Consider the following 23,743-nt stretch of genomic DNA (forward strand, 5'->3'; position numbering starts at 1 on the left):
GAGGCATCGTCGGCCTCCCCGCCGACCTAGCGTCGAGGCCATGACTGTGCCCGAGACCGCTCCCCGCTCTCTCGAGCACCACCTCCAGGAGCAGGCCGACGCCGGCCTGGCCGAGGCCGGCAGCGATGACGTCGTCGCGGCGGTCGGCGCGATGATCGCCCACCCGGAGTACCCGTGCCTCGGCGCGCGCTCGGTCTTCCGCCGCGACGACGCGACCGTCGTCGTCCTCGACGACATGTCCTCGCCGCACGACGTCCGCGAGCTCGCCCGGGCGCTGGCGGAGTACGGCCGCAGCGCCGACCCCGCGGGGCCCTTCGTCTCCTTCGTCGCCGTCTTCCGCGGCCCGGACGTCGAGGACGAGCGCCACTTCGAGCAGATGCTGTGGCAGGTGCTGCAGACGCTGCACGACGAGGACGAGGTGCCGTGGGCGTCGGGCGTGGACCAGGAGCCCGACCAGGCGCACTTCGCCTTCAGCCAGGCGGGGGTCGCGTACTTCATCGTCGGGCTGCACCCGCAGGCCTCGCGCGTCGCCCGCCGTGCGCCGCTGCCGATGCTCGTCTTCAACCTCCACGAGCAGTTCGAGACCCTGCGCAGCCAGGGCTCCTACGAGCGCATGCGCGACACGATCCGCCGCCGGGACACCGCCGTGCAGGGCACGACCAACCCGATGGTCGCCGACCACGGGTCGTCCTCGGAGGCGCGCCAGTACTCCGGCCGTAGGGTCGACGACGACTGGCACGCCCCCTTCACCCCGAGAGAGCCGTGATGACTCCCCCTTCGCAGCACCCCCGCACGCCCGCGCCCGACGCCCGCCGCGCCTACGTCGGCAGCGAGGACGCACCGGCCGAGGGCTTCACCCGTCTCGCGCCGCAGACGGGCACCGCCGTGCGGCTGCCGAAGGGGGCGACCCTCACCGTCGTCGACCCGTGCGGGGAGCAGGTGAGCGACCTCTTCCTCTTCGCCGCCGAGGACCACGACGAGTGGTTCTCCAGCGGGCGCACGACCGACTACGCGAACACGATCTACGTCGGGCCGGGCAGCAGCCTCTACAGCAACCGCTCGCGCGTCATGGCGACCGTCGTCGAGGACAGCGTCGGGGTGCACGACCTCACGCTCACGCCGTGCAGCCAGGACACCTTCGACATCCTCTACCCCGACCTCGGCGGGGCCGAGCACCCGAGCTGCTTCGCCAACCTCGCCGGGGCCTTCGCGCCGCACGGCATCTCGCCGGACCGGATCTCGACGACGCTCAACGTCTTCATGGACGTGTGGACCGATCTCGACGGCGAGCTGCACATCGACCCGCCGCCGACGGTGCCCGGCGACCGCTTCGTCGTGCGCGCCGAGATGGACCTGCTCGTCGGCGTCACCGCCTGCTCCGCGGAGAAGTCGAACAACGGGCGGTGCACCCCGATCGACCTGCGCGTCGACGCCTAGCGCGGGATGACGGTCATGCCGGTCGCGCTCACGAGCACGAGCATCCCGACCGCGAGCAGGAAGCTGTAGGCGATGCCCGAGGCAACACCTGACCACCCGCCGTACCGGCGCACCCGTGGGCTGGGGTCGAGGTGCTCACGCCGGGCGTAGAGCAGCCAACCGACACCGCCGGGCAGGGCGAGGAGGACCCAGAACCAGTACCACCGGTTGCCGTGCGTCGGGCGCAGGCGCAGCAGGACCGAGAGCACGGCCAACGACCCGACCACCATGACGGCGACGAAGCCCCCCTCGGTGAGCCACCGCGACGGCAGGTCACCCGCACGCGCCTGGGGACGCTGGTCGTCGAGCTGGACCATGACGGCTTCCAGCCGCTCGCGCTCGGCACCTCGCCACTCGTCCCTCGCGACCGACAGCCCGTCCCAGGCCTGGTCGCCCTCCCCGCGCGACGAGGGCAGGACGACGTAGGTGCGTCGCACCAGGCTGTCGTCACGTTGGTACACGACGGCACCGGGCTGGCCGCTGAGCTCTGCCGGGTCGACCCCTCCGCTCGCGTCGATCGGGAACCAGCTCCACCAGGCGGAGCCGGGCACGTAGCGCTCGTCCCCGAGCGCGGACACCGTGTCGTGGGAGACGTCGCGCTCGAGCTGGTCGAGGGTGACGACTCTCGCCCCGCCGGCCCATGCGAGCGCAGCGAGGACGAGCCACATGCCGATGATCGCGTGCCCGACGACTCGGGCCGACCGACGTGCGCGGTCCGGCGACACCCCGTCGCCCTCGGGCGTGGCGGGCTGCGGGACGTGCGAGTCCCGGGTCTCGATGCTCATGACGTGCTCCCCTGCTGCTGAGCGAGCAGCATCGCAGGTCACGGCCGGCCCGGCACCCCGGCACGCACGACGGCCACGACCCGGTGGGGTCGTGGCCGTCGCGTCCGGCGCGGGTGGTCAGATCGCGCTCGGGACCGACTCCTCGACCGGGCGCACCGCGTGGGTGCGGTCGTGGCGGGTGAGCAGGACGCGCAGCAGCGGCACGCACAGCAGGCCGACGCAGGTCGCGGCGATGAGGACCCACAGCCCCGAGGACGGCGAGCCGGTCGCCTTCTCGGTGAGACCGAAGGCGTACGGCCCGACGAAGGCGCCGGTGAGACCGATGGTGTTGACGAAGGCCAGACCGGCCGCCGCGGCGACGCCGCCGAGCCGGGCCATGAGGACCGACCAGTAGAGCGGCTGCACGCCGACGATGAAGAGCATGGTCGCGCTGAGGATGACCATGCGGGCGACCGGCTGGTCGACCGCGACGAAGATGAGAGCCATGACGATCGCCGCGGCGGTCGCGATCGCGATGAGCACGACCTCGTTGCCGGTGCGGGCCAGCACCCGGGGGATCGCGATGACGCCGACGACGGCACCGATCCCGACCGAGCCGGCGATGAGACCGATCATGAAGGGGTCGGAGACGTTCATCGACTCGACGATCGAGGGGACGAAGAAGACGACGCCGTAGGTCGCGATCTGGTTCATGAAGTAGATCGCCGCGATGGTGAGCAGGAAGGGCTTGGACATCGCGTTGCGGATGATCGCGCCGGGGGTCTCCACGACGTGGCCCTCGTCGCCGACGGCGCGCCGGGTGAGCTCGGCGGCCTCCTCCGGCTCGAGCCAGGTCGCCGTCTGCGGCGAGTTCGGCAGGCGGAAGAAGATGTAGACGCCGAGCAGGACCGTCGGGATGCCCTCGAGGACGAAGAGCCACTGCCAGCCGTGCAGACCGCCGAGACCGTCGAGCGTCATGATCGCGCCGCCGATGGGGTTGGCGACGATGAAGGCGACCGAGGACGCGGTGAGGATGAGGCCGACGACCTTCGCGCGGTCCTTCTGCGCGAACCACATCGTGATGAGGTACATGATCCCGGGGTAGAGACCGGCCTCGGCGGCGCCGAGCAGGAGGCGCAGGACGTAGAAGACGGTCGGGTTGGAGATGAACATCATCGACATCGTCAGCAGGCCCCACGTCACCGCGATCCGGCTGATCCAGACCTTCGCCCCGACCCGGTGGAGGATGAGGTTGCTCGGCACCTCGAGGAAGGCGTAGGTGATGAAGAACAGCCCGGCGCCGAGCCCGTACGCGGCGGCGTCGATGCCGGCGTCCACCTCGAGCGAGGTCTTGGCCAGGCCGACGTTCGTCCGGTCGACGAAGGCCATGAAGTACGCCGCCATGAGCAGCGGCACGAGGCGCGTGAGCGCCTTCCTCGTGGCCCGCTCGTGGATCAGGTCCGACGACGCTGTTGGTGATGTCATTGCCCGCTCCTTAGGTGAATGAACATTCGAGTTCATGTTGAACCCAGGTTCAGGTCTTGTCAACACCTCGGGCACCGCCGTGGACGTCGCCGGCCCGACCTGTGGGCGGTGACCCCGGCGAAGGCGGTCAGCCGCGGGCGTCGAGCAGGTCCTGGGCGCGGCCCAGCAGCTCGCCCTTGCGGATCTTGCCGGTGTCGGTGAGGGGGAAGGTGTCGAGCACGTGGACCACGGGGACCTTGTAGGACGACATCTGCTCCCCCGCCCAGCGCTGGAGGTCCTCGGCGTCGACGGAGCACCCCTCGCGCGCCGTGACGAAGGCGACCGGACGCTGGCCGGTCCGCGGGTCGTCGGCGGGCACGACGGCCACCGAGGCGAGGTCGGGGTGGCGCACGAGGAGCATCTCGACCTCGGCGGGGAAGACGCTCATCCCCTTGACCTTGATCATGTCCTTCGTGCGCGCGAGGTAGTGCAGGCAGCCGTCCTCGTCGAGATAGCCGGTGTCCCCCGTGTGCAGCCAGCCGTCGCGCAGCTGCTCGGCGCTCGCCTGCGGGTTGCGCCAGTAGCCGGTCATGATCGAGGGGCTGCGCAGGAGGATCTCGCCGTGCTCGCCGACGTCGAGGGGCCGTGCGCTCACGGGGTCGACGACGAGGACGTCGGTGCCGGGCACGGGCAGCCCGCAGAAGACCGGCTCGGCGAGCAGGTCGTGGTCGCCCTCGTGGAAGCCGAACGGCACGACGTCGACGGTGTGGCTCTCCGTCATGCCGTAGGAGCCCTCGCGCAGCACCGACCCGGCACCGACGACCTCGGCCCACCGCCGGCGCACCTCGGGCGTCAGCTTGCGGATGAAGGACATCGTCATCGGGGCGGTGAGGCTGCTGAGGTCGCGCTCGGCCACCCCGGGCACCTCGAGGATCTCCAGATAGCTCTCGACCGTGGCGGCCGTCGTCGTCACGCCGTGCCGCTCGACGAGGTCGACGACGCGCGCGGCGTCCCACCGCTGCAGGAGCACCGACGTCCCGCCCATGACGAGCGGGATGAGGATGCCGAGGTCCTCCCCCGCGATCCAGAAGACGGGGATGAAGCACAACGACACGACGTGGGTCCCGAGGAAGCCGTTGGCCCCCGCCGCGCTCACCGCCGTGTAGACCATGTGCCGCTGGGTGTGCTCGCACCCCTTCGGCACCCCGGTCGTGCCCCCGGTGTAGTTGAGGGCGGCGAGCGCGTCGAGATCACGGGCCGGGTCGCGAAGGGGGTCCGCCGCCACCGCCTCGGACCAGCGCAGGACCCTCAGGCCCGGCTCCTGCGGCAGCGGGCCGTCGCCGACGACGACGAGCGCGCCGACGCCGGACTCCGCCGCTGCCGTCGCGGCCCGCTGCGCGAGGTCGGCGCTCGTCACGACGACCGCCGCGCCGGAGTCGCCGAGCTCGTGGACGAGCTCGGCGTGCTGGAACATCGGGTTGACCGGCACGTGCACGCACCCGGCGCGCAGCGTGCCGAGCATCGCGACGACGAAGTCCGGCACGTTGCCCAGGTGCACCGCCACGCGCTCGCCGGGGTCCACCCCGGCCGAGCGCAGCCAGCCGGCCCACCGCGCGTGCTCGTCGGCGAGCTCGGCGTAGGTGAGGACGCGCCCGTCGAGGACGACGGCGGGCTGCTCCCCCTTCGTCCTCGCCCAGGCGTCGACGTGCTCGGGGACGGTGAGCTCGCCGAGGGGGTGCACGACGTCACGGGGCACGCCCGGGGGGCGCACCCTCTCCTGCCGACGACGGATCTCGACCAGTGCCTCGTCGTAGTCCACGACGGCTCCTTCGCTCACCAGGTGTCGACGTACCGGCCCGGCACGTCGGGGACGGGTGCGGACGCGAGGGCGGTGAGGACCCACCGCCTCGTGTCCGCGGGGTCGACGACGTCGTCGAGCTCGACGACGGAGGCCGCCGCGACGGCCCGCCCACGCTCGTAGAGGTCGTCGAGGAGGGCCTGCTCACGGGCGGCCCGCTCGGCCGGGTCAGCGATCGCCTCGAGCTCGCGCCGGTAGCCCAGGCGCACGGCCCCCTCGAGCCCCATGCCCCCGATCTCGCCGGTCGGCCAGGCGATCGTCGCCGCGGGGCGGTGGAAGCCGCCGGCTGCCATCGCCTGGGCGCCGAGCCCGTAGCCCTTGCGCAGGACGACGGTGATCATCGGGACCCGCAGGTGGGCGCCGATGACGAAGAGGCGCGCGAAGTGCCGGACCGCCGCCGTGCGCTCGTGCTCCGGCCCGACCATGAAGCCCGGGGTGTCGCACAACGAGACGACCGGCAGGCCGTGGGCGTCGCACAGCTGGAGGAAGCGCGCGAGCTTGTCCGCCGCCGGGGTGTCGATCGCCCCGCCGAGGTGCGCCGGGTTGTTGGCGACGAGCCCCATCGGCCGGCCCTCGACGCGCACGAGCGCGGTGACCATGCCGGGCGCGAAGCCGGCTCGCAGCTCGAGCACCGAGCCCTCGTCGGCGAGCGCCTCGACGGCCCGGCGCACGTCGTACACGCGCACGCGGTTCTCGGGCACGACGTGGCGCAGCAGGCGCTGGTCGGGGGCGGACCACGTGTCGTGGGTGCCCTGGAAGTACCCGAGGTAGCGCCGGGCGACGTCGACGGCCTCCTCCTCGTCCTCGACGACGACGTCGACGACGCCGTTGCTGCCCTGCACCTCGATCGGGCCGACGTCCTCGGGGCGGTGCACGCCGAGGCCGCCGCCCTCGATCATCGCCGGCCCGCCCATGCCGATCGTCGAGTCACGGGTGGCGATGACGACGTCGCAGCACCCGAGCAGCGCGGCGTTGCCGGCGAAGCAGCGTCCGGCGGCGATGCCGACCGTCGGGACGAGCCCGCTGAGGCTGCCCATCGTCGCGAAGGTGCCGACGTCGAGACCGCTCGCGACGGTCGTGTCGGTGTCGCCGGGGCGACCGCCTCCCCCTTCGGCGAAGAGGACGACCGGCAGGCGCTGCGCCCGGGCGATCTCGAGGACGCGGTCGGTCTTCTTGTGGTTGAGGTAGCCCTGGGTGCCGGCGAGCACGGTGTAGTCGTAGGCCAGGACGGCGCAGCGGGTGTCCTGCGCCCCGGAGGACGCGCTCACCCGGCCGATGCCAGTGACGATGCCGTCGGCGGGCGTCGAGGCGATGAGGTCCTCCTCGCTGCGGCGCGCGCGCTGGGCGGCGCGGGCCAGCCCGCCGTACTCGACGAAGCTGTCCTCGTCGCACAGGTCGGCGACGTTCTCGCGCGCGGTGCGCTGACCGCGCTCGTGCCGTCGGGCGACGGCGTCGGGCCGGGCCGCGTCGAGACGGCGCTCGGCGCGCTCGCGCAGCCGGCGCAAGTCGTCGCGCTCGGCGTCGAGGTCGAGCACCTCCTGCTCGGCGCGCTCCCCACCCCCGAGGTCGTCGACGGCGATCTCGACGAGCAGGTCGCCGGCCGCGGTCGTCGTCCCGCGCTCGGGGCGGATCGCGGTGACGACGCCGCCGGCGGGCGCGGTCACGACGTGCTCCATCTTCATCGCCTCGAGCACGAGGAGGGGGGCTCCCGGCTCGACGCGGTCGCCGGGGGCGACGAGGAGGTCGACGACCGTGCCGGTCGTCTCCGCGAGCACCCGGCCGTCCCCGGACTCGTGCGTGCCGCCGAGGCCGTCGAGGACCCCGCTGCCCTCGATCCAGCGGGTCGTCACCCGCCACGCGGCGAGGTCGTCGTGGTCGAGCACGGCCCGCAGGACGGGCAGGTTGGTCTCGACCCCGCCGACGACCATCTGCTCGGCGGCCTGCCGGGCCTTGCCCAGCGCGGCGGCGAGGTCGACCTGGCTGTGGGTGACGACCTTCGCCACGAGGGAGTCGAAGGTGCCCTCGAGACGGGTCCCGGGCAGGAGGTGGGTGTCGACGCGCGTGCCCGGCCCGGCGGGCAGGACGAGCTCGTCGACGACGCCCTGCGCGGCGAAGGACTCGCCGGCGGCGCCGACGCGCTCGGCCGCGACGCGCAGCTCGACGGCGCTGCCACGCACGACGGGCGGGGTCTGCAGGCCGAGGTCGGCCAGGCTCGCGCCCTGCGCGAGGCGCAGCTGGGCGAGGACCAGGTCGACCCCCGTGACCATCTCGGTCACGGGGTGCTCGACCTGCAGGCGGGGGTTGACCTCGATGAACCACCAGCGGGTCGGGTCGTCGGCGTCGAGGAGGAGCTCGACGGTCGCGAGCCCCCGGTAGCCGCGGCCGCGCAGCAGCGCCGCGGAGGCCTCGGCGAGATGGGTGCGCACCTGCTCGGGCAGATCCGGGGCGGGGGCGACCTCGAGCACCTTCTGGAAGCGCCGCTGCAGGGTGCAGTCGCGCTCGCCGAGGGTGGTCACGGCGCCGGTGCCGTCGCCGACGACCTGCACCTCGACGTGCCGGGCCCGCTCGAGGTAGAGCTCGGCGAAGAGGGCCGAGGAGCCCGAGCTGCGCTCGGCCTCGGACCCCGCCCGCCGCCAGGCCTCGGCGACGTCCTCGCCCGCGGGCACGGCCCGCATGCCGCGCCCGCCGCCGCCCGCGGCCGCCTTGACCATGACGCCCGCGGGGTGCTGCGCGGCGGCGAAGGCGACGGCCTCGTCCTGCCCGATCCCCACCGCGGTGGCGGGCAGGACCGGCACGCCGACCTCCTGGGCCGCGCGGCGCGCGGCGCCCTTGTCGCCGAAGAGGGCGAGTAGGTGCGACGCCGGGCCGACGAAGGTCACCCCGGCCTCCTCGCACGCGCGGGCCAGGTCGGGGTGCTCGCTGAGGAAGCCGTAGCCCGGGTGGAGCAGCGTGCAGCCGTGCTCGCGCGCCGCCGCGACGAGCGCGGCGGCGTCGAGGTAGGCCCCGGGCCCCTCTCCGGGCAGGACGTGCACGGTGCCGGCCAGGCGCGCGGCGAGCGAGTCCGTCTCGTCGCGGGTCACCGCGACGACGGCGGGCAGGCCGGCCTCCTGGGCGGCCCGCACGACACGGACCGCGATCTCCCCACGGTTGGCGACGAGGACCGACATCGGGCTCGCCCTCCCTTCGTCGATACGGGTCAGTAGATCTCGAAGAGGCCGGCCGCCCCCATGCCGCCGCCGACGCACATCGTCACGACGCCGTAGCGGGCGCCGCGACGACGACCCTCGAGCAGGACGTGACCGGTCATGCGGGCCCCGCTCATGCCGTACGGGTGGCCGATGGAGATCGCGCCTCCGTCGACGTTGTAGCGCTCGGGGTCGATGCCGAGGCGGTCACGGCAGTACAGCGCCTGCACGGCGAAGGCCTCGTTGAGCTCCCACAGGTCGATGTCGTCGACGGTGAGCCCGTGCTGCTCGAGCAGCTTCGGCACCGCGAAGACCGGGCCGATGCCCATCTCGTCGGGCTCGCAGCCGGCGACCGCCATGCCGCGGAAGGCGCCGAGCGGGGTGAGCCCGCGGCGCGAGGCCTCGGCGGCCTCCATGACGACGACCGCGGAGGCGCCGTCGGAGAGCTGCGAGGCGTTGCCCGCGGTGATCGAGAAGCCCTCGGTCGCCTCGCCGGCGAGCACCGGGCGCAGCCGCTGGAGGTCCTCGATGGCCGTGCCGGGGCGGTTGCCCTCGTCGCGGGTGAGGGTCGTCTCGCGCGAGCTCACCTCACCGGTGGCCTTGTCGGCGACCTTCATCACCGAGGGCAGCGCGACGATCTCCTCGTCGAGGCGGCCGGCCTCCTGCGCGGCCGCGGTGCGGCGCTGCGACTCCAGGGCGTACTCGTCCTGCGCCTCGCGCGAGACGCCGTAGCGGTTCGCGACGACCTCGGCGGTCTCGAGCATCGACATGTACGTGGCCGGCACGTGCTCGACGAGCCACGGGTCCTTCATCCGGTAGGTGTTCATGTGCTCGTTCTGCACGAGCGAGATCGAGTCGACGCCGCCGCCGACGGCGACGTCCATGCCGTCGTGGACGACCTGGCGCGCGGCGGTCGCGATGGCCATGAGCCCGCTCGCGCACTGGCGGTCGACGGACATGCCGGCGACGCTCACGGGCAGGCCGGCGCGCAGGGCTGCCTGGCGGCCGATGTTCATCGAGCCCGCGCCCTGCTGGAGGGCGGCGCCGATGACGACGTCCTCGACCTGGGCCCCCTCGACACCGGCCCGCTCGACCGCGTGGCGCACGGCGTGGCCGACGAGCTCCTGGGGCTGGGTGTCGTTGAAGGCTCCGCGGTACGCACGCCCGATGGGCGTGCGGGCGGTGGAGACGATGACGGCTTCGCGCATGGGTGGATCTCCTGGTCTGTGCGGGATGTCGGGGTGGTCGGGTCGTCAGAGGGTGAGGTCGAGCAGCACCGCGAGGTCGGCGCGGTGGCGCTGCGGGGTGCCCAGGGCGAGCTGGTCGGACTTCGCCCGCTTGAGGCGGGTGTGCACGGGGTGCTCCCACGTCATGCCGATGCCGCCGTGCAGCTGCAGCGCCTCCTCTGCCGCGCGGACCGCGGCGTCGGAGCAGCTCACCTGGGCGAGGGCCTGGGCGACGTGCTCGTCCGGGTCGTCCTGCGCGAGCGTCGCGGCGGCGTAGCGGGCCGCGGCCTGGGCGCCGACGACGACGAGGTAGAGGTCGGCGAGGCGGTGCTTGATCGCCTGGAAGGAGCCGATCGGACGGGCGAACTGCACGCGGGTCTTCGCGTACTCGACGGTCGTCTCGAGGCACCACTGGGCCAGCCCGAGCTGCTCGGAGGCGAGCAGCGCCTGCCCGGCGCCGAGCGCGGCGTCGACGGCGGCGTCCGCCTCGACGCCGCGAGCGATCTCGCGGCCCTCGCCGGTGGCACGGACGCGGGCGAGCGGACGGGTCATGTCGAGCGAGGTGATCGCCTCGACCTCGACGTCGTCGCGGGAGAGCAGGCGAAGGGAGGTCGCCCCGTCGCGCAGCACGGGGACGACGAAGAGGTCGGCCGTCCGCCCGCCGACGAGGGCGCCCGCGACCGGCTCGACGGGGGTGCTCGGGTCGACCGCGTGCCACGCACCGCGGCGGGCGGTCCACGGCAGGACGAGGGCGGCCACCTGCTCGCCGTCGGCCAGGGCCGGCAGGCTCTCGGTGTCGCCGACGCGCACGAGCGCGGTCGTCGCGACGACGGCGCTCGTGAGGTAGGGCAGCGGGGCGACGGTGCGGCCGAGCTCCTCGAGCACGACGGCGACCTCGCGGGGCCCGGCGCCGAGACCGCCGTGCTCCTCGGGGACGAGCAGGCCGGCGAGACCGAGGTCGGAGGCGACGGCCCGCCACAGCGCCGACACGTCGGTGCCGGGCTCGTCGTAGACCCGGGCGGGCAGGTCGTCGGGCAGCGCCCGGCGCAGCGTCGAGCGCAGGCTGTCGCGCAGCGACTCCTCGACGTCGGTGTAGAGCAGGTCGGTCATCGCGGCACGTCCTTGAAGGGGATGCCCTTGTCGGGGCGGTGGTCCGGGGGCAGGCCGAGGACGCGCTCGGCGACGACGTTGCGCATGACCTCGCTCGTGCCGCCCTCGATGGAGTTGCCCTTCGCACGCAGGTACCGGAAGCCCGGGCCGCGGCCGAGGAAGGAGGCCGAGCCGGACCGGCGCATCGTCCAGTCGTCGTAGGTCAGCCCCTCCTCCGGGGCGATCTCGAGGGCGAGCCCGCTCACCTGCTGCGCCTGCTGGGCGAAGGCGAGCTTCATCGCCGAGCTCTCCGGGCCGGGCTGACCGGCCTCGAGCTGCTGGCGCAGGCGCTCGCCGGCCAGGCGGGTCACCTCGCACTCGACCCACCAGTGCAGCAGCTCGCTCTGCGCCTCGGGCGTGCGGACCTCGGGGTCATCGCGCCAGCGGCGGGTGACGACGCCGATCTGCCCGGCCTCTCGCTCGGCGCCGGCGCCGATGGCGACGCGCTCGTTGTTGAGCGTCGTCGTCGCGACCCGCCAGCCCTCGCCGACCGCGCCGACGCGGTCGTGGTCGGGCACCCGGACCCCGGTGAGGAAGACCTCGTTGAACTCCGCCTCGCCGGTGATCTGGCGCAGCGGTCGCACGTCGACGCCCGGGTCGCTCATGTCGAGCACGAAGTACGTCATGCCCGCGTGCTTGGGCACGGAGGTGTCGGTGCGCGCGAGGAGGATGGCGTGCTGGGCGTTGTGCGCGCCCGACGTCCACACCTTCTGCCCGTCGACGACCCAGCCGTCGCCGTCACGGACCGCCCGGGTGGCGACCGCGGCGAGGTCGGAGCCGGCGCCGGGCTCGCTGAAGAGCTGGCACCAGATCTCCTCGCAGGTGAAGAGCGGGCGCAGGTAGCGCTGCTGCATCTCCTGCGTGCCGAAGGCGAGGATCGTCGGCGCGGCCATGCCCAGCCCGATGCTGTTGCGGCCGAGGTCGGGCTCGGGGGCGCCGGCGGCGGAGAGCATCGCGTCGACCTCGACCTGCCGGCCGCGCGGGAGCCCGAGACCGCCGAGCCCCTCGGGGAAGTGCACCCACGCCAGCCCGGCGTCGAAGCGCGCGCCGAGGAAGGTCGTGGTGTCGGTCGTGCCCGGGTCGTGCGCGGCGAGGAGCTCCTCGACGCGCTGCTGCAGATCAGGCACGGGCGCTCCTGCGACGGATCTCGTGACGGGCCAGGGCGTTCTTGTGGACCTCGTCGGGCCCGTCGGCGAAGCGCAGCGTGCGCACCTGGGCGAACCACTCGGCGACGGGGAAGTCCTGGCTCAGCCCGCCGGCGCCGTGCACCTGGACCGCCTTGTCGACGATCCACTCGACGGTGCTGGGCGCGGCGATCTTGATCGCCTGGATCTCGGTGTGCGCGCCCTTGTTGCCCACGGTGTCCATGAGCCACGCGGCCTTGAGCGTGAGCAGGCGCAGCTGCTCGATGCGCACCCGGGACTCGGCGATCCACTCGCGGATGACGCCCTGGTCGGAGAGCGGCTTGCCGAAGGCGACCCGCTCGGCGGCGCGGTCGATCATCAGCTCCAGCGAGCGCTCGGCGATGCCGATGAGGCGCATGCAGTGGTGGATGCGGCCGGGGCCGAGGCGGGCCTGCGCGATGGCGAAGCCCTCGCCCTCGCCGCCGATGAGGTTGCTCGCCGGCACGCGCACCTCGGCGAAGTCGATCTCGGCGTGGCCGCCGTGGTCGCGGTCGTCGTAGCCGAAGACCTTCATGCCACGCCGGACGTCGACCCCGGGGGTATCGCGCGGGACGAGGATCATCGACTGCTGGCGGTGCCGGTCGGCGTCCGGGTCGGTCTTGCCCATGAGGATGAAGACCTTGGCGTCGGGGTTCATCGCGCCGGAGATGTACCACTTGCGCCCGGTGATGACGTACTCGTCGCCGTCGCGCACGATCGAGGTCTCGACGTTCGTCGCGTCCGAGCTGGCGACCCGCGGCTCGGTCATCGCGAAGGCGGAGCGGATCTGCCCGTCGAGCAGCGGACGCAGCCACTGCTCCTTCTGCTCGTCGGTGCCGAACATGTGCAGCACCTCCATGTTGCCCGTGTCGGGCGCGGCGCAGTTCGTCGCGACCGGCGCGATGTGCAGGCTGCGGCCGAGCACCTCGCACAGCGGGGCGTACTGGAGGTTGGTCAGCCCCGCTCCCTCCTGCCCGGGCAGGAAGAGGTTCCACAGCCCTCGGCTGCGCGCCTCCTCCTTGAGCCCGTCGACGACCGGCGGGGGCGACCACCGGTCCGGGGCCGCGTCGAGCTGCTCCTGGTAGGTGGCCTCGGACGGGTAGACGTGCTCGTCCATGAAGTCGACGAGCCGCTCGCGCAGGCTCGTGGTGGTCTCGTCGAGGGCGAAGTCCACGACGGCTCCCTTCGGTCGGTCAGGCGGTGGGTGTGCTCGCGCGGGAGGGGCGCTGGCCGCTCCGGGCGATGTCGGTCCGGTCGATGTCGCGCTTGAGGATCTTGCCGGTGGCCCCCTTCGGGAGCTCCTCGACGAGCTGGTAGATGCGCGGCACCTTGTAGGCGGCGAGCCGCTCCTCGAGCCAGGCCCGCAGCTCGGCGGGGTCGAGGGTCGTGCCGTCCTGCGGGGAGATGACGGCGGCCAGCTCCTCGCCGAGCCGCTCGTCGGGCACCCCGATGACGGTGGCCTCGCGGATGCCGGGGTGGCCGTAGAGGACCTCCTCGACCTCGCGCGGGTAGACGTTGTAGCCGCCGCGGATGACGAGGTCCTTCTTGCGGTCGACGATCCACAGGTCGCCGTCCTCGTCCATCCGGCCGATGTCTCCGGTGAGGAACCACTCGCCCGAGCGCACCTCGTCGGTCGCCTCGGGCCGGCCCCAGTACTCGCGCATGACGACCGGGCCGCTGATGGCGACCTCGCCGGTCTCGCCGGGGGGCAACGGGCGACGGTCGTCGTCGAGGACCGCGAGCGCGCACCCGGGCAGGGCCCGGCCGACGCTCATCTCCTTGCGCGGGTGCTCGGCCCGGTTGAAGGTGGCCGCGCCCGTCGTCTCGCTCAGCCCGTAGCCGTCGAGGACCATCGCGCCGAAGCGGTCGCGGAAGGCCTTGGCGACCTCGAGCGGCAGGGCGGCACCGCCGGAGCAGGCCAGGCGCAGGTCGGCGAGGTCGTCCGCGGTGACGTCGGTGTCGGCGTGGAGCATCGCGTTCCACATCGTCGGCACCCCGGCCACCCCGGTGAGGCGCTGGTCGGCGGCCATCCGCAGCAGGGCTCTCGGCTCGAAGGGGCGCAGCAGCGACAGGCTGCCGCCGGCGGTCCACGTCGTGAACATCACCGCGGCCTGGCCGAAGACGTGGAAGAGCGGCAGCGCCGTGCCCATCCGGTCCTCGGCCGTGAGGTCGAGCGCCTCCGCGAGCGCGGCACCGCACGACAGGAGGTTGCCGTGGGTGAGGACGGCGCCCTTCGGCGTGCCGGTCGTGCCCGAGGTGTAGAGCAGCACCGCGGCGTCGTCGACGCCGACGGCGGCCGGGTCGAGCTCCGGGCCCTCGCCGGGCACGGCGCCCGGCTCGAGGACCCACAGCGGGATGTCGGTGTCGGCGGCGGTGCGCGTCACGGCCTCGGCGCCCTCGTGCCAGCCGAGGGCGTAGGTGCACCCGGCGTCGCGCACGAAGTGCTCGAGCTCGCGCGGCGTGCACAGCGGGTTGACCGTCACCGCGGTCGCGCCGAGCGCGAGGAGCGCGTGGTAGGTGAGGACGAACTCGGCGCTCGTCGGCACGACGACGAGGACCCGGTCCCCGGGCCGGACCCCGCGGCGGGCGAGCTCGGCGGCGGCGCCGCGGACCCCTTCGCGCAGCTGGGCGAAGGTCCACGACCGCTCGCCCTCGCGCAGGGCGACGGCGTCGGGGCGCTCCTGCGCCCCGGCCCACACGAGCGAGGCGGCGTTCTGCGTGCTCATCGGCCCTCCAGGGTGCGGTTGTAGCGCTGCATGCCACGGATCCAGCGGTCGTGGTCGTCGACCTTGCGCCGCTGGTACTCGGCGACCTCCGCGTGCGGGAGGACGAAGAAGGTCTCGTCCGCGAGCGCGGCGACGACCGCGTCGGCGACGACGAGCGGGTCGAGCACGTCGCCGGCACCGGTGACGGCCGCGGCGGCGAGGGCTCCCCCGTCGCCGGCGTCGGGCGACATGCCGGTGCGCAGCATCTCGGTGTCGACGCCCATCGGGCACAGGCAGCTGACGTGCACGCCCTGGTCGCCGTACGTGATGGCGAGCCACTCGGCGAAGGCGACGGCTCCGTGCTTGCTCACGGAGTACGTCGCCGACCCGAGCTGGGTGAGCAGGCCGGCGGCCGAGGCGGTGCTCACGAAGCAGCCCTGCCCGCGCTCGACCCACCCGGGCACGAGCTGGCGGGCGGCGCGCACGTGCGCGCGGACGTTGACGTCGAGGGCGAGGTCCCACTGCGCCTCGGTGGCCGACAGGCCGGAGCCGTCGCCGACCCCGGCGTTCGCCGCGTAGATGTCGACGGGCCCGTGGGCCTCCTCGGCGGCGGCGATGCTCGCCGTGATGTCGTCCTCGGACGAGGCGTCGCCGGCGACGGCGATCACCTGCTCGTGGCCGAGGTCGCGCAGGCGCTGCGCGCTCGCCTCGAGACGGCTCGCGTCGAGGTCGGTGATGGTGACGGCGGCTCCCCCTTCGAGGAGGCGCTGCGCGAGGGCGGCACCGATGCCGCCCGCGGCGCCGGTGACGACGGCGCTCGTGCCGGAGATCTCCATGTCGTCCTCTCCCCTCAGTCGCAGGGTCCGCCGGCGACGTAGAGCACCTGACCGGTCGTGAAGCCGGCGCCCTCGCTGACGAAGAAGGAGGCGGCGTGGGCGATGTCCTCGGGACGGCCGGTGCGGGCCACGGCGGCCTGCGAGGCGGCGGCCTTCTTGAGGTCCTCGAAGTCCATGCCGATGCGCGCCGCGGTCTCGGCGGTCATCTCGGTCTCGATGAAGCCGGGGGCGATCGCGTTGGCGGTGACGCCGAACTTGCCGAGCTCGATGGCGAGGGTCTTGGTGAAGCCCTGCAGACCCGCCTTCGCCGCGGAGTAGTTGACCTGGCCGCGGTTGCCCTGGGCGGAGGTCGAGGAGAGGTTGACGACGCGGCCGAATCTCGCCTGGGTCATGTAGCCCTGGCAGGCCTTGGTCATGAGGAAGGCGCCGCGCAGGTGGACCGCCATGACGGAGTCCCAGTCGGAGAGCTCCATCTTGAAGATGAGGTTGTCGCGGATGATGCCCGCGTTGTTGACGAGCACCGTCGGGGCGCCGAGCTCCTCGGCGACGCGGCGCACGGCGACCTCGACCTGCTCGGGGTCGCTGACGTCGGCACCGACGGCCAGGGCCCGTCCCCTGTCGGCCTCGATCTGCTCGACGACGCCCTGGCAGGCGGACTCGTCGAGGTCGAGGACGGCGACGGCCAGGCCGTCGGAGGCCAGGCGGCGGGCGATGCCGGCGCCGATGCCTCGCGCCGCACCGGTGACGACGGCGACGCGCTGCTGCGGGGTGGTCATACGAGCTCCTTCGATCGACGACTGCTGCTCTCGCAGCATACTTGAACCCGTCTTCATGTTCAATTACGTTGGCGTCATCATCCATCGGCATCTCGACCCCCTCCAGGAGCACACATGACCGACATCGCCCAGCGCCGCCCGACGTCCGTGCAGGACCTCAAGGACCTCCTCGGCGTCACCCTCGGCCCGACGCAGTGGCACACGGTCGACCAGGCGAAGATCGACGCCTTCGCCGAGCTCACCGGCGACCACCAGTGGATCCACGTGGACCCCGAGCGCGCGGCCGACAGCCCCTTCGGCTCGACGATCGCGCACGGGCTCTACAGCCTGTCGCGCACCCCGGCCTTCCTCGAGGAGCTCATGGCCTTCGACGGCTTCGCGCACAGCCTCAACTACGGCTACGACCGGGTGCGCTTCATCCACCCGCTGCCCGTCGGCTCGCGGATCCGGCTGCACGCCGAGCTGACGAAGGTGGAGGAGACCAAGCCCGGTCAGGTCAACGTCGTGACGACGCTGACCGTCGAGGCCGAGGGCATCGACAAGCCGATCCTCGTCGCCGAGTCGATCGGTCGCTTCAGCGCCTGACCCCGACGGCCCCGCTCGTCGGGGCCGGCCAGGGCAGCTCCTCGTGGGCCCTCACCGCGTCGTCGATCCTGACGGCGAGGGTGGGGGCCCACGAGCACGCCCGGCGGGTCGTGAGGTCGACGTGGGCCTCGAGCATCTCGAGGACGTTGACGACCCGGCCGGCCGTGCGGTCGACGACGAAGGACATCGCGTGGAGCACCTTGTCGCCGCGGGCGACCCAGCGCAGGTGCACGCTCACCTCGTCGCCGACGTGGACCTCGTCGAGGTAGCGGATGTGCTGCTCGACGCTGAAGACGCTCTGGCCGGTCGAGGACCGGTAGTCGTCGTCGAGACCGATGGCGGTGAGCGCTGCGTGGGCGCCGCGCATGTGCAGGTCGTAGAAGCGGCGCACGTTGACGTGGCCGTTGCCGTCCTGCCACTCCGGCGGCGCGACCTCGACGAGGGCGGCCGGCAGGGCGAGGACGTCCTCGACGGCGGGGCGGGCGACGACGCTCATGGCCGCAGGAGGACCTTGCCGACGACCTGGCGCGTCTCGAGCGAGCGCAGCGCGGCGCAGGCGTCGTCGAGCGGGTGGGTCGAGCCGACGAGCGGGGCGAGGGCGCCGCTGCGCAGGTGCGGGAGCATCGCCTCCCACTCCGTCGCGACGTGGCCGGGGCGGGCCAGGGCGTAGGCGCCCCAGCCGACGCCGACGGTGTCGACGTTGTTGAGCAGCAGGCGGTTGACCTTGACGGTGGGGATCTCGCCGGCGGTGAAGCCGATGACGAGCAGGCGACCCTGCTCGCGCAGCACCCGCAGCGAGTCGGTGAAGCGGTCGCCGCCCACCGGGTCGACGACGACGTCGACGGTGCGGCCGACCGCCTCGCGGAAGCCGTCGGCGAGGACGACCTCGTCGGCGCCGGCACGGGTCGCGACCTCGCCCTTCTCGGGGGTGGAGACGACGGCGACGACGCGGCCGGCCCCGAAGGCCTTGGCGACCTGGATCGCCGCGGTGCCGATGCCCCCGGCGGCGCCGTGGACGAGCACGCTCTCCCCCTTCGCCAGGCGTCCGCGCTCGACGAGCGCGAAGTAGGCCGTGCAGTAGTTGAAGAGGAAGGCCGCCCCGGCGTCGAGCCCGACCTCGTCGGGCAGGACGAAGGTGAGGTCGGGGCGGGCGAGCACCTCCTGCGCGAAGCCACCGAGCAGGGTGAGCGCGGCGACCCGGTCGCCCTCGCGCAGCCCGCTGCCCTCGGGGGCGGAGATCACCGTGCCGGAGACCTCTGCCCCGGGGACGAAGGGGAGGTCGGGCTTGACCTGGTAGAGACCTCGGGTCTGGAGCAGCTCGGGGAAGGCGACGCCGGCCGCGTGGACGCGGATGCGCACCATCGACTCGTCGTGCGGCTCGGGCAGCTCGACGACCTCGATCGCGTCGGGGCCCTCGAGGGTGGAGATGTGGATCGCGCGCATGGGGTGTCCTGTCGTCGGTCGGTCGGTCGGGCGGGTGTCAGACGGCGAGCAGCAGCTTGCCGGTGTTGACCCCGTCGAAGAGGCCGAGGAGGGCCTGCGGGAAGCCGGCCACTCCACCGTCGAGGGTGGTCTCCGTCGCGACGAGCCGACCCTCGCGGATGAGCTCCGAGATCGCGGCGACACCCTCGGGGTAACGGTCGAGGTAGTCCATGACGAGGAAGCCCTGCATCGTCGCGCGGAAGACGAGCAGCGACATGTAGCGCCGCGGGCCCTCGGGCAGGCGCTCCTCGTTGTACGTCGAGATCGCGCCGCAGATCGCGATGCGGGCGCCGCGGGCGAGGTTGGCCAGGGCGGCGTCGAGCAGCTCCCCGCCGACGTTGTCGAAGTAGACGTCGACCCCGTCCGGGGCGGCCCGGCGCACCTGGCGCAGCAGGTCGCCGTCACGACGGTCGATGACCTCGTGCAGGCCGAGCTCGCGCAGCCAGGCGACCTTGTCCGGTCCGCCGGCGACGCCGATGACGCGGCACCCCTTCGCCAGGGCGAGCTGGGCGACGACGCTGCCGACCGCTCCCGCGGCGGCCGAGACGAGGACGGTCTCGCCGGGCTGGGCCCGGCCGACGTCCTCGAGCCCGAAGTAGGCGGTCATGCCCGGCATGCCGAGCGCGCCGAGCCAGGTGGCGAGCGGCGCGACGTCGAGGTCGACCTTCGTCACCCCGCGGCCGTCGGAGAGCGCGTGCTCGCGCACGCCGAAGGTGCCCGTCACCGTGTCGCCGACGGCGAAGTCCTCGTGCTGGCTGGCGACGACCGTGCCCCCGGCGAAGGCCCGCATGACCTCGCCGATGCCGACGGGCGGGATGTAGGAGCGCACGTCGTTGAGCCAGCCGCGCATCGCCGGGTCGAGCGAGATGAGCTCGAGACGCACGACGAGCTCGCCGGGGCCGGGGTCGGGGACCTCGGTGGTCGCGATCTCCCACGTGCTGTCGTCGGGCCGCCCGGCGGGGCGCTGGGCGAGGCGGACCTCCTGCGAGGACCAGGTCATGTCGGCTCCTGCGATGCGTCGGACGGGCGCCGGACGGCGGCCCGCGCTCACCCTCGCAGAATCTGAACCCGAGTTCAACTGATCCTTGAACCCCGATTCAGGTTGGGTTACGGTCCCCGTGACCGGCGCGCACGCGCACCTGCCCAGCCCCAAGGACGCCCATGGACCTCTCCTCGCTCTTCTCCCTCGACGGTCGCGTCGCCCTCGTCACCGGCGGCTCGCGCGGCATCGGCCTGATGATCACCCAGGGCCTGCTCTCGCAGGGGGCGACCGTCTACATCACCGCACGCAAGGCCGAGGCGGCGCAGGCCGCCGCGCAGGAGCTGAGCGCCGAGCACGGCGACGGCCGGTGCGTCGCGCTGCCCGCCGACGTCTCGACGACCGAGGGCATCGCCGGTCTGCTCGCGCAGCTGCGCGAGCACGAGGACCACCTCGACGTCCTCGTCAACAACGCCGGGGCGGCCTGGGCCGAGCCCTTCGACGAGTTCCCCGAGAGCGGCTGGGACAAGGTCATGGACCTCAACGTCCGCACGCCCTTCTTCCTCACCCAGGCGGCCAAGGAGCTGCTCCTCGCCGGGCACGCCCGCGGCCACCTCGCGAAGGTCATCAACATCGCCTCGATCGACGGCCAGTCGCTCAACCCGCTCGAGACGTACTCGTACCACGCGAGCAAGGCCGGCCTCATCCACCTCACCCGCCGGATGGCCGTACGCCTCGCCCCCGAGGGCATCGTCGTCAGCGCCATCGCGCCCGGCGCCTTCGCGTCCTCGATGAACAAGGAGGCGCGCGACCACGGCGACGAGGTCGCCGGCCAGATCCCCTCGGGCCGCATCGGCCGCCCCGAGGACATGGCCGCCGCCGCGGTCTACCTCGCCTCCGACGCCGGCGACTACGTCGTCGGCGAGACCCTCACCGTCGACGGCGGCGTGACGATCAACCGCTGACGACGAGACGAAGGGGGTCCGCCGGCTCGGCGGACCCCCTTCGTGCGTCCGGGTGGCCGCTCAGCACAAGAAACCCCGGCTCCGCAAGGGTTTCTTTCTCATGCGGACCCGGGGTTTATCGGGTGGCCCGAGAAACTTGAGACAGGTGAGGTCTCAGTCGGCGCGCAGCTCGGGGGAGGTGAGACCGAGGGCGTTGGTCCACAGGCGGGTGGCGGTCTCGACGAGGTCGTCGACCCGCTCCTCGTCGTCGATGACGAAGACGTCGTAGGCGAGGCGGGCGATCATGCCCGAGAGGGCCTTGGCTGCCATCTCCGGGTCGACCTGGCGGTCGGCGAGGCCGCGGGCTTGGAGGTCGGAGATGGCGCGGGCGTTGCGGGTGACGAAGGCCGCGGACCGCGCCCGGCGCATCTCGCGGAAGCGGGGGTCGACGGCCGAGACCTGCTGGAGCAGCTGGTTGAGCCGGGCGTTGCGGCGGTAGGCCTCGAAGTAGGCGCGGTTGCTCGCCCCGATGATCGCCACCGGGTCGTCGCTCATCTCGATCCGGCCGGTGCCCGGGTGGAGCATGTCGCTCTGCGCCTCGTGCAGGACCGCCGCGAAGACCTCGTCCTTGCTGTCGAACCACGTGTAGAAGCTGCCGATCGAGCACTTCGCCTCGGCGACGATGTCGACGAGGCGCGAGTCGACGTAGCCGTCGCGCTCGAAGACCGTGCGCGCCGCCCGCACGAGGTTGTCGCGGGTGCGTTGCCCACGCGCGGTCTGCGGCTGGGTGCCCAGGCGCTGCGGGTCGACGAGGTCGGGCACCTCGGTGCCGGTGTCGCTGTCGCCGGGCATGGCGACCACCCTAGTGCTCCTCGTCGAGCACGAGGTGGGCGTAGCTCACGAGCTCGTCGACGGTCTGGGCGGGGATCGCCCCGGCCGCGGTGAGGTTGCGCGGGTCGTCCTGCTGACGGCGGCGCACGCCCTCGAGGATGATCGCGAGCTTCCACAGCCCGAGCCCGTGCCAGAAGGTCACCGCGCTCACGTCGCGCCCGCTGCGCGCCGCGTAGTGCTCGACGAGCTCGTCACGGGTGGCGAAGCCCGGCACCGTCGAGGCGTCGAAACGCATCGTCGGCGGGTCGCCCGGCATCGGCCAGTACGCGAGCAGCGTGCCGAGGTCGGCGAGCGGGTCGCCGAGCGTGCACAGCTCCCAGTCGAGGATCGCGCGGACGGCGGCGTCCTGCGGGTCGATGATGACGTTGCGCAGGTGGCTGTCGCCGTGGACGAGCGCCACCTCGCCCGGGCCGGGGTCGCGCTCGACCAGCCGCTGCGTGAGCGACTCGAGCTCGGGCAGCTCGCGGGTGCGCGAGAGCTCCCACTGCTGCGACCAGCGGCGCAGCTGACGCGCGCCGTACGGCTTGTGGCTGGCCAGGTCGGCCAGGCCGACGGCCTCGAGGTCGACCTCGTGGATGCTCACGAGGGTCTCGACGAGGCTGAGACCGACCCGGTGACGCGCCTGCGGCGAGAGCAGCTCGGCGTCGGAGCGGTCGTCGAGGACCGCCCCGTCGACGAAGGACACGGCGAGCACCGGCACGTCGGCGACGGCCGGGTCCTCGCACAGCCCGTGCACGACGGGCACGGGCACGTCGGTGCCCTGCAGCGCCGAGAGGATCCGGTGCTCACGGGCCACGTCGTGGGCCGAGGCGAGCAGCTCGCCGAGGGGCGGGCGCCGCAGGACGACCCGCTCCCCCGTCGCGTCGGTGACGAGGAAGGTGAGGTTGGACTGGCCGAGACCGACCCGCGCCACCTCCAGCGGCGGGGTCACCCCCGCCCGCTCCTGCAGCCACCGTCCGACGGCCTCGGCGTCGAGACCCTCGACCTCGGCGTGCTCGCTCATCGCGTCCCTCTCGTCCTGCGCCTCAGCGCTTCCGACCCCACTCGGGGCTGCGCCGGCGGTACTCGCGCCGCGCGATGGTCATCTTGTGCACCTCGTCCGGCCCGTCGGCCAGACGCAGCGTACGCATGTGGGCGTACCACATGGCCAGCGGGAAGTCGTCGCTCACGCCACCGCCGCCGTGCACCTGGATCGCCCGGTCGAGGACCTTGAGGGCGACGTTGGGGGCGGCGACCTTGATCGCGGCGATCTCGGTGCGGGCCTGCTGGTTGCCCACGGTGTCCATGAGGTAGGCCGTCTTGAGCGTCAGCAGACGGACCATCTCGATGTCGATGCGCGACTCGGCGACCCAGTCCTGGACGTTGCCGCGGTCGGCGACCGGCTGGCCGAAGGTGACGCGCGACTGGGCCCGGTCGATCATCATGTCGAGCGCCCGCTCGGCGACGCCAATGGCGCGCATGCAGTGGTGGATCCGGCCGGGGCCCAGACGGGCCTGGCTGATCATGAAGCCGTCGCCCTCGCCGGCGAGCAGCGCCTCGCGGGGCACGCGGACGTCCTCGAAGACGACCTCGGCGTGACCCTCGCGGTCCATGTAGCCGAAGACGGGCAGCCCGCGCACGACGCGCACGCCGGGGGTGTCGAGGGGGACGACCATCATCGACTGCTGGCGGTGCGTCGGGGCGTCCGGGTCGGTCTTGCCCATGACGATGAGCACCTTGCAGTTCTTGTGCAGGGCGTTCGAGGTCCACCACTTGCGCCCGTTGATGACGTACTCGTCGCCGTCGCGGACCATCGAGGTCTCGATGTTCGTCGCGTCCGAGCTCGCGACGGCCGGCTCGGTCATCGCGAAGGCCGAGGCGATCTTGCCGTCGAGGAGGGGGCGCAGCCAGCGCTCCTTGTGCTCGTCGGTGCCGAAGAGGGTGAGCACCTCCATGTTGCCCGTGTCGGGCGCGTTGCAGTTGATCGCCTCGGGCGCGATCTCGAGGCTGCGGCCGGTGATCTCGGCGAGGTGGGCGTACTCGAGGTTGGTCAGGCCTGGGCCCCACTCGGGGTGGGGGTGGAAGAGGTTCCACAGCCCCCGGCTGCGCGCCTCGGCCTTGAGGTCCTCGAGGACCTGCGGGTGGTGGTTGGCGTCGCCGGACGCGGCCATCTGCTCGCGGTAGACCGGCTCGGCCGGGTAGACGTGCTCGTCCATGAAGGCGAGCAGCTTGTCGCGGTACTCCTGGCCGCGCTCGCTGAGTTCGAACATCGTGACCGTCC

At 73.0% G+C, this 23,743-nt stretch carries 21 protein-coding genes; 4 read left to right on the forward strand and 17 right to left on the reverse strand.

The genetic code is table 11. From position 1 onward, the window contains the following. The first annotated feature begins 40 nt into the window (after positions 1-40). The gene (gene gntA, locus ABIB53_RS04140) at positions 41-766 is read left to right on the forward strand and encodes a guanitoxin biosynthesis heme-dependent pre-guanitoxin N-hydroxylase GntA (protein WP_191680336.1); all 726 of its coding nucleotides are present in this window, start codon (positions 41-43) and stop codon (positions 764-766) included. Beyond that, positions 766-1,437, forward strand: a complete 672-nt coding sequence (locus ABIB53_RS04145) for a DUF1989 domain-containing protein (RefSeq protein ID WP_201467636.1) — start codon at positions 766-768, stop codon at positions 1,435-1,437. Before gntA ends, ABIB53_RS04145 begins: the two co-directional genes overlap by 1 nt. Here ABIB53_RS04145 and ABIB53_RS04150 read toward each other — a convergent pair. From ABIB53_RS04150 to fabG, 11 genes are all read right to left on the reverse strand, one after another. Next, positions 1,434-2,261, reverse strand: a complete 828-nt coding sequence (locus ABIB53_RS04150) for a hypothetical protein (protein ID WP_354587210.1) — start codon at positions 2,259-2,261, stop codon at positions 1,434-1,436. The genes ABIB53_RS04145 and ABIB53_RS04150 overlap by 4 nt on opposite strands. A 117-nt stretch (positions 2,262-2,378) precedes the next feature. Continuing rightward, positions 2,379-3,725 (reverse strand): MFS transporter, encoded by a 1,347-nt coding sequence (locus ABIB53_RS04155; RefSeq protein WP_354587212.1) that lies wholly within the window; start codon positions 3,723-3,725, stop codon positions 2,379-2,381. A 127-nt stretch (positions 3,726-3,852) separates the two neighbouring features. Next, on the reverse strand, positions 3,853-5,523 hold the full coding sequence (locus tag ABIB53_RS04160; protein ID WP_354587213.1) for an AMP-binding protein: 1,671 nt from the start codon (positions 5,521-5,523) through the stop codon (positions 3,853-3,855). Positions 5,524-5,537: 14 nt separating this feature from the next. Beyond that, entirely contained in the window at positions 5,538-8,729 is a 3,192-nt protein-coding gene (locus ABIB53_RS04165) for a carboxyl transferase domain-containing protein (protein WP_354587214.1), read from the reverse strand. A 29-nt stretch (positions 8,730-8,758) separates the two neighbouring features. Next, on the reverse strand, positions 8,759-9,955 hold the full coding sequence (locus ABIB53_RS04170; RefSeq protein WP_191562924.1) for an acetyl-CoA C-acyltransferase: 1,197 nt from the start codon (positions 9,953-9,955) through the stop codon (positions 8,759-8,761). Between the two features lie 45 nt (positions 9,956-10,000). Then, entirely contained in the window at positions 10,001-11,083 is a 1,083-nt protein-coding gene (locus tag ABIB53_RS04175; RefSeq protein ID WP_354587215.1) for an acyl-CoA dehydrogenase family protein, read from the reverse strand. Beyond that, positions 11,080-12,249, reverse strand: coding sequence for an acyl-CoA dehydrogenase family protein (locus ABIB53_RS04180; protein ID WP_354587216.1), 1,170 nt, complete (start codon positions 12,247-12,249; stop codon positions 11,080-11,082). Before ABIB53_RS04180 ends, ABIB53_RS04175 begins: the two co-directional genes overlap by 4 nt. Further along, positions 12,242-13,459: an acyl-CoA dehydrogenase family protein gene (locus tag ABIB53_RS04185; protein WP_068276997.1), complete on the reverse strand. Its 1,218-nt coding sequence runs from the start codon at positions 13,457-13,459 to the stop codon at positions 12,242-12,244. Before ABIB53_RS04185 ends, ABIB53_RS04180 begins: the two co-directional genes overlap by 8 nt. 19 nt (positions 13,460-13,478) lie before the next feature. Then, on the reverse strand, positions 13,479-15,011 hold the full coding sequence (locus ABIB53_RS04190) for an AMP-binding protein (RefSeq protein WP_354587217.1): 1,533 nt from the start codon (positions 15,009-15,011) through the stop codon (positions 13,479-13,481). After that, a complete protein-coding gene (locus ABIB53_RS04195; RefSeq protein WP_354587218.1) occupies positions 15,008-15,826 on the reverse strand; it encodes an SDR family oxidoreductase in 819 nt (272 codons plus the stop codon). The genes ABIB53_RS04190 and ABIB53_RS04195 overlap by 4 nt, the downstream gene beginning before the upstream one ends. Before the next feature lie 14 nt (positions 15,827-15,840). After that, the gene (gene fabG, locus ABIB53_RS04200) at positions 15,841-16,602 is read right to left on the reverse strand and encodes a 3-oxoacyl-ACP reductase FabG (RefSeq protein ID WP_354587219.1); all 762 of its coding nucleotides are present in this window, start codon (positions 16,600-16,602) and stop codon (positions 15,841-15,843) included. Positions 16,603-16,716: 114 nt separating this feature from the next. On the opposite strand from fabG, the gene ABIB53_RS04205 reads away from it, so the two are divergent. After that, positions 16,717-17,187: a MaoC family dehydratase gene (locus ABIB53_RS04205; RefSeq protein ID WP_068276990.1), complete on the forward strand. Its 471-nt coding sequence runs from the start codon at positions 16,717-16,719 to the stop codon at positions 17,185-17,187. Here the strand turns inward: ABIB53_RS04205 and ABIB53_RS04210 are convergent. Genes ABIB53_RS04210 through ABIB53_RS04220 form a run of 3 tightly spaced genes read right to left on the reverse strand, consistent with a single transcriptional unit; the run spans position 17,177 to position 19,669 of the window. Continuing rightward, positions 17,177-17,683, reverse strand: coding sequence for a thioesterase family protein (locus ABIB53_RS04210; RefSeq protein ID WP_354587220.1), 507 nt, complete (start codon positions 17,681-17,683; stop codon positions 17,177-17,179). The genes ABIB53_RS04205 and ABIB53_RS04210 overlap by 11 nt on opposite strands. Further along, positions 17,680-18,630 carry an NADPH:quinone oxidoreductase family protein gene (locus tag ABIB53_RS04215; protein ID WP_354587221.1) on the reverse strand — a complete coding sequence of 317 codons (951 nt, stop codon included), beginning with the start codon at positions 18,628-18,630 and terminating at the stop codon, positions 17,680-17,682. Before ABIB53_RS04215 ends, ABIB53_RS04210 begins: the two co-directional genes overlap by 4 nt. Before the next feature lie 37 nt (positions 18,631-18,667). Next, on the reverse strand, positions 18,668-19,669 hold the full coding sequence (locus tag ABIB53_RS04220; RefSeq protein ID WP_068276979.1) for an NADP-dependent oxidoreductase: 1,002 nt from the start codon (positions 19,667-19,669) through the stop codon (positions 18,668-18,670). Positions 19,670-19,830: 161 nt separating this feature from the next. Here ABIB53_RS04220 and ABIB53_RS04225 point away from each other — a divergent pair, with 161 nt between their 5' ends. After that, a complete protein-coding gene (locus ABIB53_RS04225) occupies positions 19,831-20,613 on the forward strand; it encodes an SDR family oxidoreductase (RefSeq protein WP_354587222.1) in 783 nt (260 codons plus the stop codon). A 153-nt stretch (positions 20,614-20,766) separates the two neighbouring features. On the opposite strand, the gene ABIB53_RS04230 is transcribed toward ABIB53_RS04225, so the two are convergent. From ABIB53_RS04230 to ABIB53_RS04240, 3 genes are read right to left on the reverse strand one after another with little or no spacing between them, the layout of a single operon-like run. Continuing rightward, positions 20,767-21,444 (reverse strand): TetR/AcrR family transcriptional regulator, encoded by a 678-nt coding sequence (locus tag ABIB53_RS04230; RefSeq protein ID WP_354587223.1) that lies wholly within the window; start codon positions 21,442-21,444, stop codon positions 20,767-20,769. A gap of 10 nt (positions 21,445-21,454) precedes the next feature. Next, on the reverse strand, positions 21,455-22,486 hold the full coding sequence (locus tag ABIB53_RS04235) for a phosphotransferase family protein (protein ID WP_251718390.1): 1,032 nt from the start codon (positions 22,484-22,486) through the stop codon (positions 21,455-21,457). Between the two features lie 22 nt (positions 22,487-22,508). After that, positions 22,509-23,732: an acyl-CoA dehydrogenase family protein gene (locus ABIB53_RS04240; protein ID WP_068276973.1), complete on the reverse strand. Its 1,224-nt coding sequence runs from the start codon at positions 23,730-23,732 to the stop codon at positions 22,509-22,511. Positions 23,733-23,743 lie beyond the last annotated feature (11 nt).

The organism is Janibacter sp. UYMM211, assembly GCF_040547045.1.
Taxonomy (GTDB): domain Bacteria; phylum Actinomycetota; class Actinomycetes; order Actinomycetales; family Dermatophilaceae; genus Marihabitans; species Marihabitans melonis.

What these genes read in the sequence shown, in the direction of transcription:
- gntA (WP_191680336.1), top strand. Translation starts at nt 41, where the DNA reads ATGACTGTGCCCGAGACCGCTCCCCGCTCTCTCGAGCACCACCTCCAG.
- ABIB53_RS04145 (WP_201467636.1), top strand. Translation starts at nt 766, where the DNA reads ATGACTCCCCCTTCGCAGCACCCCCGCACGCCCGCGCCCGACGCCCGC.
- ABIB53_RS04150 (WP_354587210.1), bottom strand. Translation starts at nt 2,261, where the DNA reads ATGAGCATCGAGACCCGGGACTCGCACGTCCCGCAGCCCGCCACGCCC.
- ABIB53_RS04155 (WP_354587212.1), bottom strand. Translation starts at nt 3,725, where the DNA reads ATGACATCACCAACAGCGTCGTCGGACCTGATCCACGAGCGGGCCACG.
- ABIB53_RS04165 (WP_354587214.1), bottom strand. Translation starts at nt 8,729, where the DNA reads ATGTCGGTCCTCGTCGCCAACCGTGGGGAGATCGCGGTCCGTGTCGTG.
- ABIB53_RS04170 (WP_191562924.1), bottom strand. Translation starts at nt 9,955, where the DNA reads ATGCGCGAAGCCGTCATCGTCTCCACCGCCCGCACGCCCATCGGGCGT.
- ABIB53_RS04175 (WP_354587215.1), bottom strand. Translation starts at nt 11,083, where the DNA reads ATGACCGACCTGCTCTACACCGACGTCGAGGAGTCGCTGCGCGACAGC.
- ABIB53_RS04190 (WP_354587217.1), bottom strand. Translation starts at nt 15,011, where the DNA reads ATGAGCACGCAGAACGCCGCCTCGCTCGTGTGGGCCGGGGCGCAGGAG.
- ABIB53_RS04195 (WP_354587218.1), bottom strand. Translation starts at nt 15,826, where the DNA reads ATGGAGATCTCCGGCACGAGCGCCGTCGTCACCGGCGCCGCGGGCGGC.
- fabG (WP_354587219.1), bottom strand. Translation starts at nt 16,602, where the DNA reads ATGACCACCCCGCAGCAGCGCGTCGCCGTCGTCACCGGTGCGGCGCGA.
- ABIB53_RS04205 (WP_068276990.1), top strand. Translation starts at nt 16,717, where the DNA reads ATGACCGACATCGCCCAGCGCCGCCCGACGTCCGTGCAGGACCTCAAG.
- ABIB53_RS04210 (WP_354587220.1), bottom strand. Translation starts at nt 17,683, where the DNA reads ATGAGCGTCGTCGCCCGCCCCGCCGTCGAGGACGTCCTCGCCCTGCCG.
- ABIB53_RS04215 (WP_354587221.1), bottom strand. Translation starts at nt 18,630, where the DNA reads ATGCGCGCGATCCACATCTCCACCCTCGAGGGCCCCGACGCGATCGAG.
- ABIB53_RS04220 (WP_068276979.1), bottom strand. Translation starts at nt 19,669, where the DNA reads ATGACCTGGTCCTCGCAGGAGGTCCGCCTCGCCCAGCGCCCCGCCGGG.
- ABIB53_RS04225 (WP_354587222.1), top strand. Translation starts at nt 19,831, where the DNA reads ATGGACCTCTCCTCGCTCTTCTCCCTCGACGGTCGCGTCGCCCTCGTC.
- ABIB53_RS04230 (WP_354587223.1), bottom strand. Translation starts at nt 21,444, where the DNA reads ATGCCCGGCGACAGCGACACCGGCACCGAGGTGCCCGACCTCGTCGAC.
- ABIB53_RS04235 (WP_251718390.1), bottom strand. Translation starts at nt 22,486, where the DNA reads ATGAGCGAGCACGCCGAGGTCGAGGGTCTCGACGCCGAGGCCGTCGGA.
- ABIB53_RS04240 (WP_068276973.1), bottom strand. Translation starts at nt 23,732, where the DNA reads ATGTTCGAACTCAGCGAGCGCGGCCAGGAGTACCGCGACAAGCTGCTC.